Annotated in this window: 14 protein-coding genes and 1 riboswitch; of the genes, 10 read left to right on the top strand and 4 right to left on the bottom strand. The window is 55.1% G+C overall.

Annotation, left to right across the window (positions count from 1 at the left end; all coding sequences use genetic code 11):
- Positions 1 to 16 precede the first annotated feature (16 nt).
- Positions 17 to 2395, top strand: coding sequence for a homocysteine S-methyltransferase family protein (locus MITSMUL_RS11055; protein ID WP_040636418.1), 2379 nt, complete (start codon positions 17 to 19; stop codon positions 2393 to 2395).
- 624 nt (positions 2396 to 3019) lie between these two features.
- Here MITSMUL_RS11055 and pfkA read toward each other — a convergent pair.
- Positions 3020 to 3982: a 6-phosphofructokinase gene (gene pfkA / locus MITSMUL_RS11050; protein WP_040636417.1), complete on the bottom strand. Its 963-nt coding sequence runs from the start codon at positions 3980 to 3982 to the stop codon at positions 3020 to 3022.
- A 176-nt stretch (positions 3983 to 4158) separates the two neighbouring features.
- Positions 4159 to 4235, top strand: a riboswitch (ZMP/ZTP riboswitch).
- A gap of 46 nt (positions 4236 to 4281) precedes the next feature.
- Between pfkA and MITSMUL_RS11045 the strand changes: the two genes are divergently transcribed.
- The 9 genes from MITSMUL_RS11045 to MITSMUL_RS11005 all read left to right on the top strand — a co-directional run bounded on the left by MITSMUL_RS11045 (position 4282) and on the right by MITSMUL_RS11005 (position 15311).
- Positions 4282 to 5457: a phosphoribosylaminoimidazolecarboxamide formyltransferase gene (locus MITSMUL_RS11045; protein WP_005842734.1), complete on the top strand. Its 1176-nt coding sequence runs from the start codon at positions 4282 to 4284 to the stop codon at positions 5455 to 5457.
- Positions 5458 to 5714: 257 nt separating this feature from the next.
- Positions 5715 to 7061 carry an NAD(P)/FAD-dependent oxidoreductase gene (locus MITSMUL_RS11040; protein ID WP_005842731.1) on the top strand — a complete coding sequence of 449 codons (1347 nt, stop codon included), beginning with the start codon at positions 5715 to 5717 and terminating at the stop codon, positions 7059 to 7061.
- Between the two features lie 71 nt (positions 7062 to 7132).
- On the top strand, positions 7133 to 8623 hold the full coding sequence (locus MITSMUL_RS11035) for an aldehyde dehydrogenase family protein (RefSeq protein WP_005842729.1): 1491 nt from the start codon (positions 7133 to 7135) through the stop codon (positions 8621 to 8623).
- A gap of 228 nt (positions 8624 to 8851) precedes the next feature.
- Entirely contained in the window at positions 8852 to 9997 is a 1146-nt protein-coding gene (locus tag MITSMUL_RS11030) for a hypothetical protein (RefSeq protein ID WP_040636416.1), read from the top strand.
- A 190-nt stretch (positions 9998 to 10187) separates the two neighbouring features.
- Entirely contained in the window at positions 10188 to 10829 is a 642-nt protein-coding gene (gene deoC / locus MITSMUL_RS11025; protein WP_005842726.1) for a deoxyribose-phosphate aldolase, read from the top strand.
- A 45-nt stretch (positions 10830 to 10874) separates the two neighbouring features.
- Entirely contained in the window at positions 10875 to 12212 is a 1338-nt protein-coding gene (gene fucP, locus MITSMUL_RS11020) for an L-fucose:H+ symporter permease (protein ID WP_005842724.1), read from the top strand.
- 40 nt (positions 12213 to 12252) lie between these two features.
- Positions 12253 to 13281 (top strand): aldose 1-epimerase family protein, encoded by a 1029-nt coding sequence (locus tag MITSMUL_RS11015; RefSeq protein ID WP_005842723.1) that lies wholly within the window; start codon positions 12253 to 12255, stop codon positions 13279 to 13281.
- A 25-nt stretch (positions 13282 to 13306) separates the two neighbouring features.
- Positions 13307 to 14221, top strand: a complete 915-nt coding sequence (gene rbsK / locus MITSMUL_RS11010; protein WP_005842721.1) for a ribokinase — start codon at positions 13307 to 13309, stop codon at positions 14219 to 14221.
- A gap of 145 nt (positions 14222 to 14366) precedes the next feature.
- Positions 14367 to 15311: a sugar-binding transcriptional regulator gene (locus MITSMUL_RS11005; RefSeq protein ID WP_005842719.1), complete on the top strand. Its 945-nt coding sequence runs from the start codon at positions 14367 to 14369 to the stop codon at positions 15309 to 15311.
- 54 nt (positions 15312 to 15365) lie between these two features.
- Here the strand turns inward: MITSMUL_RS11005 and MITSMUL_RS11000 are convergent, their stop codons facing one another.
- The 3 genes from MITSMUL_RS11000 to rsmG form a co-directional block, all read right to left on the bottom strand.
- The gene (locus MITSMUL_RS11000; RefSeq protein WP_040636415.1) at positions 15366 to 16106 is read right to left on the bottom strand and encodes a sulfite exporter TauE/SafE family protein; all 741 of its coding nucleotides are present in this window, start codon (positions 16104 to 16106) and stop codon (positions 15366 to 15368) included.
- Between the two features lie 69 nt (positions 16107 to 16175).
- Positions 16176 to 17084: an RluA family pseudouridine synthase gene (locus MITSMUL_RS10995; RefSeq protein WP_005842715.1), complete on the bottom strand. Its 909-nt coding sequence runs from the start codon at positions 17082 to 17084 to the stop codon at positions 16176 to 16178.
- A gap of 71 nt (positions 17085 to 17155) precedes the next feature.
- Complete coding sequence (rsmG, locus tag MITSMUL_RS10990) at positions 17156 to 17869, bottom strand: 16S rRNA (guanine(527)-N(7))-methyltransferase RsmG (RefSeq protein ID WP_005842713.1); 714 nt, start codon at positions 17867 to 17869, stop codon at positions 17156 to 17158.
- Between the last annotated feature and the right edge of the window lie 13 nt (positions 17870 to 17882).

Genomic DNA, 17882 nt, shown 5'->3' with positions numbered 1-17882 from the left:
TCTGGAGGAATTGGCTATGATCCACATCTTTGACGGTGCCATGGGCACGATGCTGCAGGCTGGCGGCCTGGAAGCGGGCGGCTGTCCCGAACTCATGAACATCGACCACCCGGAAGTCGTCCGGCACATCCACGAGGCCTACATCGAGGCCGGTGCGACCATCATCGAGACGAACACCTTCGGCGCCAGCCGCCTCAAGCTCGACCATTACGGCCTCGAGGACCGCGTCGAAGAGCTCAACACGGCAGCCGTCCGTATTGCCAAAGAAGCTGCCGGCACGCGCGCCAAGGTCGCCGGCTCCATGGGCCCGACGGGCCGCTTCATCAGCCCGCTCGGCGACCTCGATTTCGAAGAGGCCTATGCGTGCTTCAAGGAGCAGGCCAGCGCACTCGCCAAGGCCGGCGTCGACTTTTTCATCATCGAGACCTGCATCGACATCCAGGAGATGCGCGCCGCCCTGCTCGCCTCCAAAGAGGTCGCGCCAGCGATCCCGGTCATCTGCCAGCTGACCTACAGCGACGACGGCCGCACGGTCACGGGCACCGACCCGCAGTCGGCCGCCATCATCCTCTCCCACATGGGCGCGGACATCATTGGCGTCAACTGCTCGCTCGGACCGGAGCAGCTCGTGCCGATTGTCAAGACGCTCGCCGCCAGCTGCGACTGCCCAATCAGCGTCCAGCCGAACGCCGGCATGCCGCAGCTCGTTGACGGCGTGACGCATTTCCCGATGGGTCCTGAGGACTTCGGCAGCTGGGGCCCGAAGCTCCTCGCCGCCGGTGCCACCTACCTCGGCGGCTGCTGCGGCACGACGCCAGCTCACATCCGAGCGCTGCGCGCGGCGCTCGAAGGGCAGGCTGAGCCCGTGCGAGAGCCGCTGCCGAAGCGCCTCTGGCTCGCCAGCCGCAGCCGCTCGGTCTGCGTCGACAAGGACCTGCCGACCGTCCTGATTGGCGAGCGCATCAACCCGACAGGCCGCAAGAAACTCGCCGCCGAGATCCGCGAAGGCTCCCTGCTCTCCGTCAAGAAAGAAGCCGTGAACCAGGTCAAGGCCGGCGCAAGGCTGCTCGACGTCAACATGGGCGTGGCCGGCATCGATGCCACCAAGGCCATGAAGCAGGCCGTGACGGAAATCGCCCAGCTCACAGATGCCCCGCTCGCCATCGACACGAGCGACGCCGCCGCGCTCGAGGCCGGCCTGCGCGCCTATCCGGGGCGCGCCCTCATCAACTCGGTAACGGCCGAGGACGACCGCATCCGCGACTTCCTGCCGCTGGCCAAGAAGTACGGCGCCGCCATCCTCTGCCTGCCGATCACCGAAGACGGCGTGCCCAAGACGGCCGAGGACCGCCTCAAGGCCATCGAGTACATCGTCGGCAAGGCGAAGGAAAACGGCCTCAACGACGGCGACTTCCTGCTCGACGCCCTCGTCATGACCGTCTCCGCCGACAAGAACGCCTGCCGCGAGGTACTCAAAACCCTGCAGCTCTACCGCCAGCGCCTCGGCTATCCTTCGACGATGGGCCTCTCGAACATCTCGTTTGGCCTGCCGAACCGCCCGCTGATCAACAGCACCTTCTTCGCGATGTGCCTCGCCGCCGGCCTCGACGCCCCGATCATGAACCCGTACGACGAATCGATGCAGAAGGCCCTGAAGGCCAGCGCTGCCCTTTTAGGCGACGACCCCTGCGGCCTCGCCTTCAGCCAGGACGAGGCAAACCTCGCCGTGCCGAAGAAGGCCGCCGTCATGAAGACGACCGACCTGCCGATCCTCGATGCCATCAAGCAGGCCGTCATCGAAGGCGAGAAGGACGTCATCGTCGGCCTCGTCGTCCAGGCCCTGCAGGAGGGCAAGTCCAGCAACGAGATCACCGAGAAAGGACTGACGGCCGCCATGACCGAGATTGGCGAGGACTTCGGCTCCGGCCGCATGTTCCTGCCGCAGGTCCTGCTGTCGGCCGAGACAATGCGCGCGGCGTTCGACAAGCTCAAGGAACTCATCCCCGCGAGTGCCGAAGCCGATAAGGGCACGTTCGTCATCGCCACCGTCAAGGGCGACGTCCACGACCTCGGCAAGAATATCACGGGCGCGCTGCTCGCGAACTCCGGCTTCAAGGTCATCGACCTCGGCAAGGACGTCGAGGCCGACACCATCGTCGAGACCGCCCTCGAGCAAAATGCCGACGTCGTCGGCCTCGCCGCCCTGATGACGACGACCATGCCTCAGATCGATAAAGTCATCGACAAACTGCGCCGCGCCGGCGCACGCGCCAAAGTCATGATTGGCGGCGCCGCCGTCACCCAGGACTACGCCGACAGCTGCGGCGCCGACGCCTATGCAGCCGATGGCGTCAAGGCAGTGAAATTGGCCAAGCAGATTGTTGGTGTAGAGTAAAAAGACATATATCCCCGACAGAGGGGGAAGACATTTCGGCTTCGTCGCTCCGTTAAATGTGCCCCATGTTATCGATTTCAGCCTAGATAATCCGCCGCCTGCCGCGTCGTTCTTACATCTACTGGCAAAGCTATGATTTCTCGGGGCACAGCCCTGCGGGCAATCACTTCGCTCCTGCAGGCGAAATACAGCCCCCCTCCTAAAGTTACGTTCTGCACTTTCACTGTGCGCCTGCAAGCAAAAAACATGACTCGCCTTCTAGCCGAGCTAAGTTCGCATGCTAAGAACTTCATTGTCCACGGCAGTTCCTTTAAATGAGCTAAGATGCACCAAAAGTACCTTCGGGCGAGCAGGGCTGCACAAAAGCGTAGCGTTGGCGCACTGCGTTAAGAATCGATTTTTTCCCCACCAGAATCCTATCAAAAGAGCGTCGTCCAAGCGAAGCGCGTTTAGCTCTTTTGATAGGATTCATTAAAAGGGAAAAAATCGATTCAGCAGTGCGCCACAGCGAAGCGTTGTGCAACCCTGCTCGCCCGTCCACTACATCTGCATCAAAAAGGAGCCCGTTTCCCATCCGAATGGATGAGGAAACGGGCTCCTTTACCGTTATCCGAGTATCGTCAATCAGAACAGTACCTTTGCGAGATGCAGGTAGTCCGGGTCGAGGACCTTCTTGTTGTTGACTGCATCGTGCAGGTCGATCGAGACAACGCGGCCCTTGCTGTAGCCGAAGACGATGTCCGACAGGCCCGAGATCAGTGCGAGAGCAGCCTGCTCACCGAGCTGGCTGGCGCGGACGCGGTCGATGACCGACGGCGAGCCGCCGCGCTGAATGTGGCCGAGGACCGAGACGCGCGTATCGAGCTGCGTCTTCTCCGCGATGTACTGGCCGATCTCCTGGCCGCTGCCAGCACCCTCTGCCACGACGACGAGGATGTAGCGCTTGCCCTTCTTGTAGGCTTCCGTCATGTTGTCGCAGATCTCATCGAGGTTGTACTCCTCCTCCGGCACGAGGATGTACTCAGCGCCGCCCGAGATGCCCGAGACGAGAGCCAGCCAGCCGCAATTGCGGCCCATGACCTCGAGGACGATGACGCGGCGATGTGCCGAAGCCGTATCGCGCAGCTTGTTGATCGCATCGATGATCGTATTCGCAGCCGTATCGCAGCCGATCGTGTAGTCAGAGCCCCAGACATCGTTGTCGATCGTGCCCGGCAGGCCGACGATAGGGATGCCCGTCTCCTTCGAGAGCAGCGATGCGCCGCGCAGCGAACCGTCACCGCCGATGACGCAGAGGCCCTCGATGCCGCGGTCCGTCAGATGCTTGTAGCCCATCATGCGGCCTTCCGGCGTCTTCCAGCGTTTGCAGCGCGCCGTGCCGAGGAACGTACCACCGCGCTGGATGATATCACTGACATCCCTGGACTTCATCTCAAACATATCCTCTTCCAGCAGACCGTGATAGCCGCCGCGGATGCCCCATACCTTGACACCCTCGTACAGAGCCGTACGGACGACAGCGCGAGCTGCTGCGTTCATGCCTGGGCTGTCGCCGCCGCTCGTCAAGACTGCAATACTTTTCAACATAATGGAAGTCCCCCTTGAATTGAGAATTGCTAGCATATTGACTGAATCAAAACCATAGTATGGCGTTTATCATCTTTAATCATACCATAAAAGCCCCGAAGAAAACAGGGATGACGGTTATTTTTTCGGACCAGCACAACCCTTGACAAAAGGCCATGAGGATGATAGATTTTAACTAGATGCTGTGCAACTGACGGAAGTGGATGACCACAGGGAGCACAGGGAAGAAGAGCCGACCGTCTGGGCACAGCCTGGATTTGTGTCGGCTTTTTTTGTACGTGAAAAAGGAGCAATAGGAAATGAAAGAACTGGAACTCAAATACGGATGCAACCCGAACCAGAAGCCAGCCCGTGTCTTCATGGAGCACGATGCTGAGCTGCCGTTCACCGTCCTCAACGGCCGTCCGGGCTACATCAACCTGCTCGACGCGATGAACAGCTGGCAGCTCGTCCGCGAGCTGCGCGAGGCCACCGGCCTTCCGGCTGCCGCTTCTTTCAAGCACGTCAGCCCGGCAGGCGCTGCCGTCGCCGTTCCCCTCTCCCCCGTCCTCGAGAAAGTCTACTTCGTCGAAGGCGTAGAGCTTTCCCCGATTGCCACGGCTTACATCCGCGCGCGCGGCGCGGACCGCATGAGCTCCTACGGCGATTTCGTCGCCCTGTCCGACGAGTGCGATGCCCAGACGGCTTCCTTCCTCAAGCGCGAGGTCTCCGACGGCATCATCGCGCCGTCGTATTCGCCAGAGGCCCTCGAGATCCTCAAGTCGAAGCGCAAAGGCACGTACCTGATCCTGCAGATGGACCCCGCCTATCAGCCGGCAGAGCTCGAGCGCAAGCAGGTCTTCGGCGTCACCTTCGAGCAGAAGCGCAACAACGTCGCCATCACGGAAGACTGCCTCAAGGATATCGCGACGAAGAACCACGACCTGCCGGAGAACGCAAAGCGCGATCTGCTGATCGCCCTGATCACGCTCAAGTACACGCAGTCCAACTCCGTCTGCTACACAAAGGATGGCCAGGCCATCGGCATCGGCGCCGGCCAGCAGAGCCGCGTCCACTGCACGCGCCTTGCCGGCACGAAGGCCGACAACTGGTTCCTGCGCCAGAGCCCGCAGGTCCTCAACCTGCCGTTCAAGCCGGAAGTCCGCCGCCCGGACCGCGACAACGCCATCGACGTCTACATCGGCGAAGAGTGGGAAGACCTCCTGGAGACCGATGACTGGAAGCGCGTCTTCACCGAGAAGCCGCCCGTCTTCACGCGTGAGGAGAAAAAGGCCTGGCTCAAGAAGGAGACAGGCGTCTCCCTCGGCTCCGATGCCTTCTTCCCGTTCGGCGACAACATCGAGCGCGCCCACAAGAGCGGCGTGACCTACGTCGCCCAGACCGGCGGCTCCATCCGCGACGACAATGTCATCGAGACGGCCGACAAATACAACATGACGATGGCCATGACGCACATTCGCCTGTTCCATCACTGATCCACCAAATATCGACAGCAAAAATCCCGGCGCATTTCCGCCGGGATTTTTATTTTGCTTCAGGATAAAGGATATCAATATGCTATACATTATAAATTTTTAGTATTTTATGTTTCTGAAAAATAAGTGTATAATATACCTAAAAGATAATAAATATTGAGACGAAGTGAGTATCAAAATGTGATAAACGTCACTTAGGCGTTCTCCGCTACACGAGCATATTCCCTTCATCCTTGAATAGAAAGGCGGGATCGGACATGAAAGAACGGCCGCGTGTCGTCATCCTCGGTGGAGGTATCGGCGGTATCAAAGCAGCGCAGCAGCTGGCCAATCAGCCGGTGGATGTGCTGATCATCGATCACAACAACTACCAGGTCTTCCAGCCGCTCCTTTATCAGGTAGCGACGTCGATGCTCTCGACGGATGAGGTCGTCTACCCCATTCGTGGTTTCTTCAAAAAAGCAAATAACGTGGATTTCCTTTTAGCAGAAGTCCGCGGCATCCAGCCAGAAGCAAAGATTGTCAAGACGAGTCACGGGGATGTTCCCTACGACTATCTCATCATCGCTCTTGGCTCGACGCCAAATTTCTTTGGCAATAAAGAAGTAGAACGAAACGCATTCCCATTGAAGACCCTGCAGGATGCCATCCGCATCCGCAGCCATCTCTTAAGTGTCTTTGAAGAAGCTTCTGCTGAACCAGACCCTGAAAAGCGCAAGGCTCTGCTGACCTTTGTCTTTGTCGGCGCTGGCCCAATCGGTGTTGAAGGGGCAGGCGGCGTATCCGAGCTCGTTTACGATGTCCTGCAGAAAGAGTTTCACCATATTGACTTTGATGAAGTCAGCATCCATCTGATTGGCGCTGATCCATGCGTGCTCAGCATGATGTCCGAAAAGCTCCGTATAGAGACGCTCAAGGTCCTGCAGAAAAAACGCATTGACGTACAGTGCTCCATGCTCGTGACGGGCTACGACGGAGAGACGCTTTCCTACCGTCCGATGAAGGCGCCCAAAGATGCGCCGTGCTCCACGATCAAGGCGAAAACGGTTGTCTGGTCGGCAGGTGTACGCCCTGTGGACTGTCTCAGCAGCTTTGCCTGCGAAAAAGACCGCGGCAAACGCCTGCTCATCGATGATACGATCCGTGTTCCAGGCATGCAGGATATCTTTGCTATCGGGGACTGCTCAAGCTACACGCCGCCCGGTGAACAGCGTCCTCTGCCGACGCTTGCGCCCGTTGCGCTGGCGGAAGGAGAGCTCGCCGCCAAGAACATCCTGCATGATGTACGCGGGGAAGAGATGGAACATCTCCATTACAAGAGCAAAGGCGTCATGGCCATCATCGGCAACAGTGAAGCCGTCATGGAAGCAGGCCCGCTGCGTGGCCGCGGCTTTCTCGCCTGGTCGGCCTGGCTCTGGATCCATCTGCTCACGAAAGCAGGCTTCCATGCCAATATCTCCGTCACGTTTAAATGGATTTTCAATTATTTTTCAGGGACACGCCTTGGCCGCCTGATCACGCGTCCTGAATTGCAAGGCCTGCCTGAATCCATAAAAAATACGCCGGAAGTAAAAGATGTCGGAGCGGAGAAACAGGCGTCGTAATGCATGTAAAGCAAAAAGCTTTTACATAAAGAAACGTTACCTTTTAGTCCAGATATATAGGAGGGATTCACATGATTCCAGAAACGAAACTGAACAGCCAGTATGGCCTTTTCATCGACGGGGCCTGGCGTCCGTCAGCCGATGGCAAGACATTTGATTCTTTTTGCCCTGCGACTGGTGACAAGCTCGCCAGTTGTGCAGAAGCCACATCGCAGGATGTCGATGCTGCCGTAGACGCAGCCTGGAGAGCCTTTGCCACGTGGAAGAAGACCACGGTCAAGGAGCGTGCCACCCTTCTCAACAAGATTGCCGACATCATCGATGCACATACGGACGAGCTGGCTCTCATCGAGACCCTCGACAATGGCAAGCCCATCCGTGAGACAAAGAATATCGATGTGCCGCTTTCCGCTGCGCATTTCCGTTATTTTGCCGGCTGCATCCTCGCTGAGGAAGGCTCCGCCACGATGCTCGACAATACGACCATGAGCATCATCCTGCGTGAACCGATTGGCGTTGTCGGCCAGATCGTACCGTGGAACTTCCCCTTCCTCATGGCAGCGTGGAAACTCGCACCGGTACTCGCCAGCGGCTGCTGCACGGTCCTGAAGCCGTCAAAGACGACCTCCCTCTCCGTGCTGTACTTTGCCGATCTCATCAAGGAGGTCCTGCCGCCAGGTGTATTCAACGTCATCACAGGCGCAGGCTCAAAAGCCGGCCAGTACATGCTCGACCACAAGGGCTTCTGCAAACTGGCCTTCACGGGCTCAACGGAAGTCGGTCTTTCCGTTGCCAAGGCTGCGGCCGAAAAACTCATTCCGGCTACGCTTGAGCTCGGCGGCAAATCCGCGAACATCTTCTTCGCGGACTGCAACCTCGAACAGGCTTATGATGGTGCCCAGCTCGGCATCCTCTTCAATCAGGGGCAGGTCTGCTGCGCTGGTTCGCGCATCTTCGTTCAGGAAGATATCTATGACGAATTTGTAGCAGAACTCGCCAACCGCTTCAATAAAGTCAAGATTGGCCTGCCGTGGAAAGAAGATACGCAGCTCGGTGCGACGATCTATAAAACTCAGCTCGATAAGGTCCTCTCCTATGTCGAACTCGCTAAAGAAGAAGGTGCGACCATCGCCTGCGGCGGTGAGCAGGCAACTGACGGTGCGCTCAAGAACGGCATCTTCATGAAGCCGACGCTCATCACAAATGCCACGAACGATATGCGCGTTGCCCGCGAAGAGATTTTCGGACCTGTCGCCGTCGTCATCAAATTCAAGACGGAAGAAGAAGTGATCAAGATGGCCAATGACAGCGATTACGGCCTTGGCGGCGCTGTCTGGACACAGGATATCAACCGTGCCTTCCGTGTTGCTAGCTCCATCGAGACGGGCCGCGTCTGGGTCAACACGTACAACCAGATTCCTGAAGGCTCGCCGTTTGGCGGCTACAAGCAGTCCGGTATCGGACGCGAGACGCACAAAGTCATCCTCGAGCACTACACGCAGATGAAGAACATCCTCATCAATCTCTCGGGACAGCCATCCGGCTTCTACCCGCAGAAATAAAACACACCACTCCTTGGCTTACCACATTCCCATCCTGCTTTTCCTCACATACAGCAAAAGGCTGCCGCAAGTCCGGCAGCCTTTTTCATGTCCAGAAGCCGCATAGGATCAAAACGCCCTGTACCTTACAGATTAGATTATTACAAAATTCTTGCGTGTTTTCTCATTTGCGATACAATAAAAGAAAGACACAGATACACGTAAGATATGAGAAATGAGGCGATTTTGATGTTCCAGAAAATCGGTGTGCTGGCCATGGTGCCCGTGCTCGTCGCGGCAGCCCCTGCCTATGCCGAGTGGCACGGCAATGCCCATATCGAGAATGTCGAGGTGACAGGCAGCTATCTGACGGACGACACCTCCGAGGCAGGGCTCAAGAAGGCCCGCGAGGAAGCGCATAAGGATGCGCTGCGCCTGGCAACGGAGAAGGCCGGCGTCTTTGTCCAGAGTTATTCTAAGACGCACAATCAGGTACTTACTGAAGATGAGATTCAGTCCATATCTGGCAACATCCTCGCCGTCCAGAATGAGTCGTATGCGACGAGCAAGACGGATGACGGCTACACGCTCGTCACCTGCCATCTGACGGCCTACATCCAGCTCGACCAGGTCGACCTCAACCAGGCCATCCAGCAGATCAACATCGAGGGCGAGAACCGGGAGCTCAAGGCCGTCATCGAGGGCCTCAAACACAGCCAGGGCAAGGCAGGCGAGCTGCCCTACGGCACGGCCTACTTCCAGAAATTTGCCCAGAACAGCTCCCTGCTCAAGAAAGTCTGTGATGTCGGCTACGACGTCGACAGCGTGAGCTACGACAAAGCGACGGGCCTGATCCGCTACAACCGGTTCACGAGAGCCGTGGACGATGATCAGCTCTATGCATTCCACGTCGAGCTCTCCTATCCGGATAACACCGAGCGCATCTACAAGATCACAAAAATCACCGAGAAACCGTTCCAAGCCACCGAGTTGAAGTTCAAGAAGGCGCGCGAGACCATGCTGCCGATTGCCACCTACTCCACCGACGATTACTACCGCCGCCTGGTCTGCAAGCAGCTACAGCTTCCCGAGTACGCCCACCTCAAGCAGCCGGGCTGGGGCCCGATTCCTCTGCTCGAGCCGCCGCTCTACACCGACAAGCTCAACATGAAGCGCATCGATGGCATGCTCTACTGCTCGCTGGCCGACACCGAGGACGGCCTCGCCAACCTGCTCTTCCCAAGTTTTGCCGTCCGCTACGACCCGCAGCGCAAAGTCCTCGAAGAGGCCGATATCCTCTACACCGACAGCTGGATCCCCGCGAGGACGGAGTATCTCGCTGCCATCCCCTACCTCGATTTCCTCTACCACGACGGTGACTTAGAGAATCCATAATCCCCCCTCCGCCACTGCGATCATCTTCAAGGCCCCAGCCAGACAAAATTGGCTGGGGCCTTTCTCATGCCTGTTCTTCCCAATTCACCTTGTATTGCAAATTTGTTCATTTTTATCTTTACACTTGTTCCAATAAGTGGTATGATAAATCATGTCAGAACAATAGAAATTGATTTATAGGAGGATAAAAATGGAACTCGCAAAATTCATCGATCACACGTATCTCCAGCCGGATGCCCAGAAGAAGGACATCGACAAGATCCTCGCTGAGGCAAAGCAGTATCATTTCGCTTCGGTCTGCATCAGCCCGATCTGGGTCTCCTATGCCCATAAAGAACTGGCCGGCTCTGGTGTCAACGTCGTCACGGTCATCGGCTTCCCAGAAGGTGCTACGCCGACTTCCGTCAAGGCATTCGAAACCAAGCAGGCCATCGCTGATGGTGCCGACGAAGTCGATATGGTCATCCCGATTGGTTTCCTCAAGGATGGAGAATATGATTATGTAGAAAAAGACATCCGTGCAGTCGTAGAGGCCGCACAAGGCAAGACGACGAAGGTCATCATCGAAGCATGCCTGCTGACGGATGCAGAAAAGGTGAAGGCTTGCGAGCTCGCAAAAAAAGCTGGCGCTGACTTCGTCAAAACTTCGACGGGCTTCTCCAAATGGGGCGCTACGGTCGAAGATGTCAAGCTCATGCGCAAGACCGTTGGTCCGGACATGGGTGTCAAGGCATCGGGCGGCGTCCGCGACCGCAAGGAAGCCGAAGCCATGGTAGCCGCCGGCGCCAACCGCATCGGCACGAGCCACGGTGTCGAGATCATGCAGGGTTGATTCTCTGAAAATCCATGATTATATCAGAATAGGAGGAAAGAAAACATGGCAAAGTGGATCCAATACGATAATGGCTATCTCAATAAGACCCCAATCTTTCAGTTCATTCTTCTTTCCTGCCTGTTCCCCTTATGGGGAGCAGCAGCAAGCTTGAATGATGTATTGATTACGCAATTCAAGAGTGTCTTTGATTTGAGTGACTTCGCCAGTGCCCTTGTACAGAGTGCATTTTATGGCGGTTATTTTTTAATCTCCATTCCTGCATCGATGGTCATCAAGAAAACGACTTATAAGACAGCCATTCTCTGTGGCCTGATTTTCTACATTGTCGGCTGCTCACTCTTCTTCCCTGCCTCGCACATGGCTACATACACCATGTTCCTCGCAGCTGTATTTGCCATCGCCATCGGCCTTGGCTTCCTGGAAACTGCTTCGAATACCTACAGCACCATGCTTGGACCTGAGAAATATTCTACCTTGCGCCTGAACATCAGCCAGACGTTCTACCCCATCGGTGCTGCAGCAGGCATCCTGCTCGGCAAATATCTGATTTTTGAAGACGGCCAGAGCATGGCTGCACAGATTGCCAGCATGACGGCAGAAGAAGCTCATGCCTATCGCCTTGATATGTTGATGAATACACTCGAACCTTACCGTGTCCTCATCATCGTGCTCTTAGCTGTTCTTCTTCTCTTTGCCCTGACGAAATATCCATCTTGCAAACCAGTCGCCCCCAAGGATGCACCAAAGGCAGAAGATCCCAGTATCGGCGAAACGCTGCGTTATCTTGTCGGCAACCATAAATTCAAGAAGGGCATCGCGGCAGAATTCCTTTATGTCGGCATGCAGGTAGCAGTTTGGTCCTTTACCATCCGCCTGGCCCTGACAATGGATGCCTCCATCAATGAGCGCATGGCCGCCAATTTCATGGTCATCAGCTACGCTTGCTTCTTTGTCGGCAAATTCATCGCCAACTTCCTTCTCGCACGTTTCTCCACGAATAAAGTACTCGTTGCCTACTCCGTCATCGGCTGCCTTCTGGTACTCTATGTTTCCTTTATCCCAAGCTTCACGGCGGTCTATGCCGCTGTCGCGATCAGCATTCTGATGGGCCCCTGCTGGGCTACCATTTACGGTGAAACCCTCAAAACCGTTGATAAGAAATACACGGCCACAGCTGGTGCAATCCTGGTCATGTCCATCATCGGTGGTGCGATTGTCCCGGCAATCCAGGGCTATGTCTCCGATATGACCGGCTCGATGCAGTTCTCGTTCATCGTCAATTTCTTCTGCTTCCTCTATGTCGGCTTCTACTTCTACCAGAAATACCGTGCTGAATCAAAAGTCAGTCAGGATGCCAATACGATGCTCGCACAAAAATAATCTCATGGTTGTCAATCGATTTGTATAGGAGGTCTTTTCCATGTCTATTGCTACCAAAATTTGTCTGAATAAATCGTATTTCAAGGAAAATCTAACAACAATCTTAGAGAATGATGATTTCAAGGTCACCTTATTCCGTTATCCTTCTGGCATTGAATCCGTGAAGATTGCAAATGCAAAGGGATATGTGGAATTACTCCCCTACATGGGCCAGATCATCTGGGATGCTGAATTCAATGGCATCAGCCTGCGCCTCAAGAATATCTTCAAGGAGCCTAAACCAGCAACATGCATCGTTGACACATACGGCTGCTTTGCTTTCCATTCCGGGTTACTGGCCAACGGCTGCCCTGGCCCTGAAGATACACATCCCATGCATGGCGAGTTCTCCTGTGCAAAAATGGATGAAGCATGGCTTGAGATCAGCGAGGACACAGTGTCGCTCGTCAGCAAGTATGAATATTGTCAGGGCTTCGGCTATCATTACATCGCACAGCCAAGTGTCTCCCTGAAAAAAGATGCCACCCGCTTCACCATCCACATGGAAGTCACGAATCTTACCTGCACAGAGATGCCCCTGCAGTACATGTGCCATATGAATTATGCTTATGTCGATCAGGGACGCATCTCCTCCAACATCCCTGCCACGGCGTTCAAGCTGCGCGAATCCATCCCATCCCATGTCCATCCAACTGAAAAATGGCTTGCTTACAATGAAGAGATCAAGAAACTGCAGAAGAAAGGGCGCAGCTTAGAGGTCCTCGATCAGCCTGATATGTACGATCCTGAAATCGTCTTCATGGCAGACCATATCGACCAGTATGCCCCGAATGTCACGGTAGAGATTGATTCCCCGAAAGGCTATGGCTTCCGCACGGATTTCTCCACAAAAGACTTCACCAGTGCTACCCGCTGGATCATGAAGAACGACGACCTTCAGGTAGCCGCCTTTGTCCTGCCTGCCACCTGCCGTCCAGAAGGCTTCCTTGCGGCCAAGAAAGCTGGCACGCTTCTCTACTTGAAGCCCAATGAAAAGAAAACCTTCACAGTACTGACCGGACTGAAATGACATCATCAAGAAAGGAAGCATTCCCATGAAAATAGCAGTAATCGGGTCCAATATGGTCGACCTGACCTCATATATCACACGCATGCCTGTGCTCGGCGAAACGCTGGAAGCCCCTGACTTCTCAATGGGCTGCGGAGGCAAAGGCGCGAATCAGGCTGTTGCTGCCGCAAAATACGGCGCCGATGTCCTGATGATGACAAAAGTCGGTGATGATGCCTTTGCAGATAATACCATCGCTAACTTCCAGAAAGCTGGTATCGACACAAAATATGTGCAGAAAGTTCCTGGTGTATCCAGTGGCGTTGCACCAATCTTTGTTGACAAAAGCGGACAGAACAGCATCTTGATCATCAAGGGTGCCAATCAATACCTGTTGCCCAAAGACATCGATGATGCAGAAGAAGATCTCAAGAACTGCCAGCTAATCATCCTACAGTTAGAGATTTCTCTGGAAACCGTATATTACGCCATCGACTTCGGTAAAAAACACGGAATCCCAGTATTGTTAAATCCTGCACCAGCAACAAAAGAGTTACTCATAGACAAGGCTTGCCAATGTGACTTCTTCATGCCGAACGAAACAGAGTTAGCCATCTTGACAGAGATGCCAGTCTCGACACTAGATGAAGTGGAAGCCGCGGCTAAGAGTCTTGTCGATCGAGGCCTGAAAAATGTCATCGTCACCATGGGGTCTCATGGATCCATGTGGATCAGCAAAGAAGGAAAGCATCTCGTAAAGCCATTCAAAGTCAATGCCATCGATACGTCTGGTGCTGGAGATGCCTACATCGGCTGCTTTGCTTGCTGCTACGTGCAGACTGGCGACATCCTCTCCTCGATGAAGACAGCCAGTGCCTTTGCTGCACTCAGCGTCACGAAGCGCGGTACGCAGAAGTCCTATCCTGAAAAAGAAGATGTACTGAAATTGCTCAAGGAGTAAGTCCTATCTACATCTGAAAAATGGCTCTCCTCATTTCATCAAGGAGAGCCATTTTTCTATGCCCATTATTTGAACCATCAGCAACATCCGATATATAATAGGTTCAGATAGAAGATTGACCGGGAATGTATGGGGAGATGAGGATATGGATCAAGATAAAGATCGGCTGAGCATCGATGCTGCCAGACTATATTATGAATCCGATATGAGCCAACAGAAAATAGCCAATGAGCTTGGCATATCGCGACCTTCTGTTTCACGTTTATTGCAATATGCTAAGGACAGGGGCTTTGTTCAGATCAAGATCATCGATCCTACCGAACGGGGTCTGTCTCTGGCTGATGAACTGTGTCAGAAATACAATCTGAAGACTGTGAAGATAGCAAACGCACCGCTCAACGATAACCGAGAAATAAAAAAAGCCATCGGTCTGAAAGCCGCTGAATATCTATACGATATCGTCAAGGATCACGACATCATCGGTGTAGGATGGGGCTCTTCCCTTTACCAAATGGCCCAGGATCTCAGGACAAAGCCTGTCAAAGATGTACAAGTCGTACAGTTGAAAGGCGGCATCAGCTACTCAAAGCTCAACACGTATGCGCATGAGATTGTCACGCTTGTCGCTAGGGCCTTTTCCACTACAGGAATCTTCCTGCCCATTCCTGTCATGTTCGACAATATAGAAGTAAAGCGCTTAGTCGAGCATGATAAATACGTAAAGAACATTCTCGACATGGGCAAACGAGCGAATATCGCAATCGTAACGGTCGGTCCAGCCTCAGATGAATCCATTCTCTTCCACCTCGGCTACTATATCAACGAAAAAGACCGCGAGCTCCTGAGCCAGAAGGCTGCTGGCGATCTCTGCTCCCGCTTCTACGACGACGACGGAAAGATTGTCGATGAAGAGCTCGATAACCGTACGGTCGGCATCCGTCTCGATGAATTTCAAAAAAAGGAAACGCGCATCCTCGTTGCCGGTGGCAAAGAAAAGCTCCGGGCCATCCATGCAGCGCTCAAAGCTGGTTATATGAATGTATTGATCACCGATCAATATACAGCCCTCGCCTTAAAAGAAATGAACTGAAAACGAAAATAGGCGTCGATGTTTCACGTGAAACATCGACGCCTATTTTTGATTTCACTGCACGGCGAGTTCGTAGAACATGTAGGCACAGATGAAGTAGAGCATGAAGAAGATCATGAAGCGGAAGAGCTTGACGGAGACGAAGCGGATGACGGCGTGGCCGAGAAGGAGGCCGATGACGAGGGCTGGGATGAGATAGAGCGATTCCACGGCGGCGGCGTACATCGGCACGCCCTGGAACAGGAAGAAACCGATGGAGATGATGCCGCTGATCAGGAAGAAGACGACGCTCGTGCCGCGTAGCTCTGCTGGCGTCAGCTCGGTGTAGGCGAAGTAGAGAATCAGAGGCGGGCCCGCCATGCCTGTCGTGACGCCGCAGATGCCCGCGAGGAATCCCATGAGGATGGAGTTGCGACGGCAGAGCGAGAACCTGTGATGCGTGAACTGCATGAGCAACAGAGAAATCAGGATGACCGTGCTGACGAGCAGCTTCAACTGATTCGCCGAGAAATGCGCGAAGATCCAGAAACCGAAGGGCTGTGCGGCGATGTAGCCGACGAGGATGGTCTCGATCAGCTTGTAGCGGGCATCCTTCCAGACGAGAAACGTCTGCACGATGCCGGTGAGCAGCGCCACGACGAACATCATGAGAACCGTCTCGCGCGGATCGTAGAAAATCATGAGCAGCGGCGCCGCGATGATCACGAGCCCAAATCCCGTGATGCCCTGCATGAACGCAGCCAGCCCGATGGCTAGCGCCGGTAAGAGATGCGCCTGCCAAACAGCAGTATCCAAAACAACCACAACCTTTCTGCAATCGATGCCGAATTGATTTCGGTAGTCTTGCTGTCAAAGATTATTTTGCTATTTTATCTCCTCTTTAAATGTTTCACGTGAAACAGTGTCGGAACCGATGAGTCGGCACATGTCTTCGGGAATGGGGGCCTCGATGCGGATCTCTTTGCCGGTATCGGGATGGAAGAAGTGGACGCGCCAAGCGTGCAGGGCTTGCCGCGGGATTGTATCGCAGGAGCCGTCGTAGGCTGTGTCGCCTAAAAGAGGATGGCCGAGGGCGGCGAAGTGGACGCGGATCTGGTGGGTGCGGCCAGTCAGCAGATGTATCTTGAGCAGGGAATACGCGGGCCACGATGCGATGGTCTCGTACTCCGTCAGGGCGCGCCTGCCATCGGCGCGCACCTGCCAGTGATTCGCCCTTGTGATGTCACGGCCGATTGGCATGTCGATTCGACCACTTAGACAGTCCAGATGACCTTGCGCCAGTGCCAGGTATTCGCGGTAGATCTGGCCATGATGCTTTGTCATCGCGTGCTGGATGCGCGCGGATTTGGCGAGGATGACGATGCCCGTTGTGTCTCGGTCGAGCCGGTAGAGCGGATGGATGCCCGCCGCCTCTCCCCTGCGCTCGAAATAGCCCGCCACGGCATGGACGAGCGTATCGCGCGCCGCGCGGTGCGTCGGATGGACAATCATGTCCGCGGGCTTGTTGACGACGAGAAAGGTTTCGTCCTCATAGAGGATGTCGAGCGGCAGATCGACGGGCACGACGGACGATACTTCTTGCCAGAGCAGTGTCAGCTCATCGCCCGTATGGACGCGCAGGCGGGCGTCGCCGTTCTTCTTCCCATTGACGAGGACCGTGCCGTTCCACTTGATGTGCTTCCAGAGCTTCGCCGAGAGCCCGAGCGGCGCGCGCACGAGTTGGCGCAGTTCCCTGCCGTCATGGGCAGCATCTACGGTATAGGAAATCTTCAATGGGATTCTTCCTTTCTTCCAAAAGCAAAAGGGGATGTTTCACGTGAAACATCCCCTTTGTCTAAAATACATTAAAGCGGATTCTTTGCCGGTGTGCCGGCCTTGCGCGGATAAGCTTTGGGCGTCGGCATGGTCTTCGTCACGGTGATGATGGCGCGCTTGTCATCAAGGCCGGGCAGGTGGACTTCGCGCACATCGGTCTGGCTGCCGCCCATGACTTTGATGGCTTTCGCCGCTTCCTCGACTTCCTCAGCAAAAGCCCTGCCCTTGAGTGCGAGGAAGTGGCCGCCGCGCTTGACAAATGGCAGGCAGTACTCGCAGAGGATTGGCAGGCGTGCGACGGCGCGCGAGACGGCGAGGTCATACTGCTCGCGGTATTTCTTCATGCGCGCCCCCTCCTCTGCTCTCGCATGGACGCAGTCCACATCTTCGAGGCCGAGTTCATCGACGACTGTCTGCAGAAAATTGACGCGCTTATTCAGCGAATCCATGAGCGTCAGGTGCACCTGCGGGCAGAAGATCTTGAGCGGCAGGCCGGGAAAGCCCGCGCCAGTTCCGACATCAATTATCGATATCTCACCATCAAAGAGGGCCGGATCGTAAGCGGAGAGCGAATCGACCATGTGCTTGACAGCAACTTCATGCTCCTCCGTAATGGCAGTGAGATTCATTTTCTCATTCCACTCCACCAGCAGCTCGTAGTAGCGCGTGAACTGCGCGAGCTGGTTCTCGCTGAGCGTCAGGCCGAAGTCCTCCGCTGCTTTCTTCATCTCATCTCGAAACATTGCTCTTCCCCCT

The organism is Mitsuokella multacida DSM 20544, from assembly GCF_000155955.1.
In the GTDB taxonomy this organism is placed as follows: Bacteria; Bacillota; Negativicutes; order Selenomonadales; family Selenomonadaceae; genus Mitsuokella; species Mitsuokella multacida.
The sequence above is the reverse complement of the archived record's forward strand: the minus strand, read 5'-3'. Positions and strand labels throughout refer to the sequence as shown.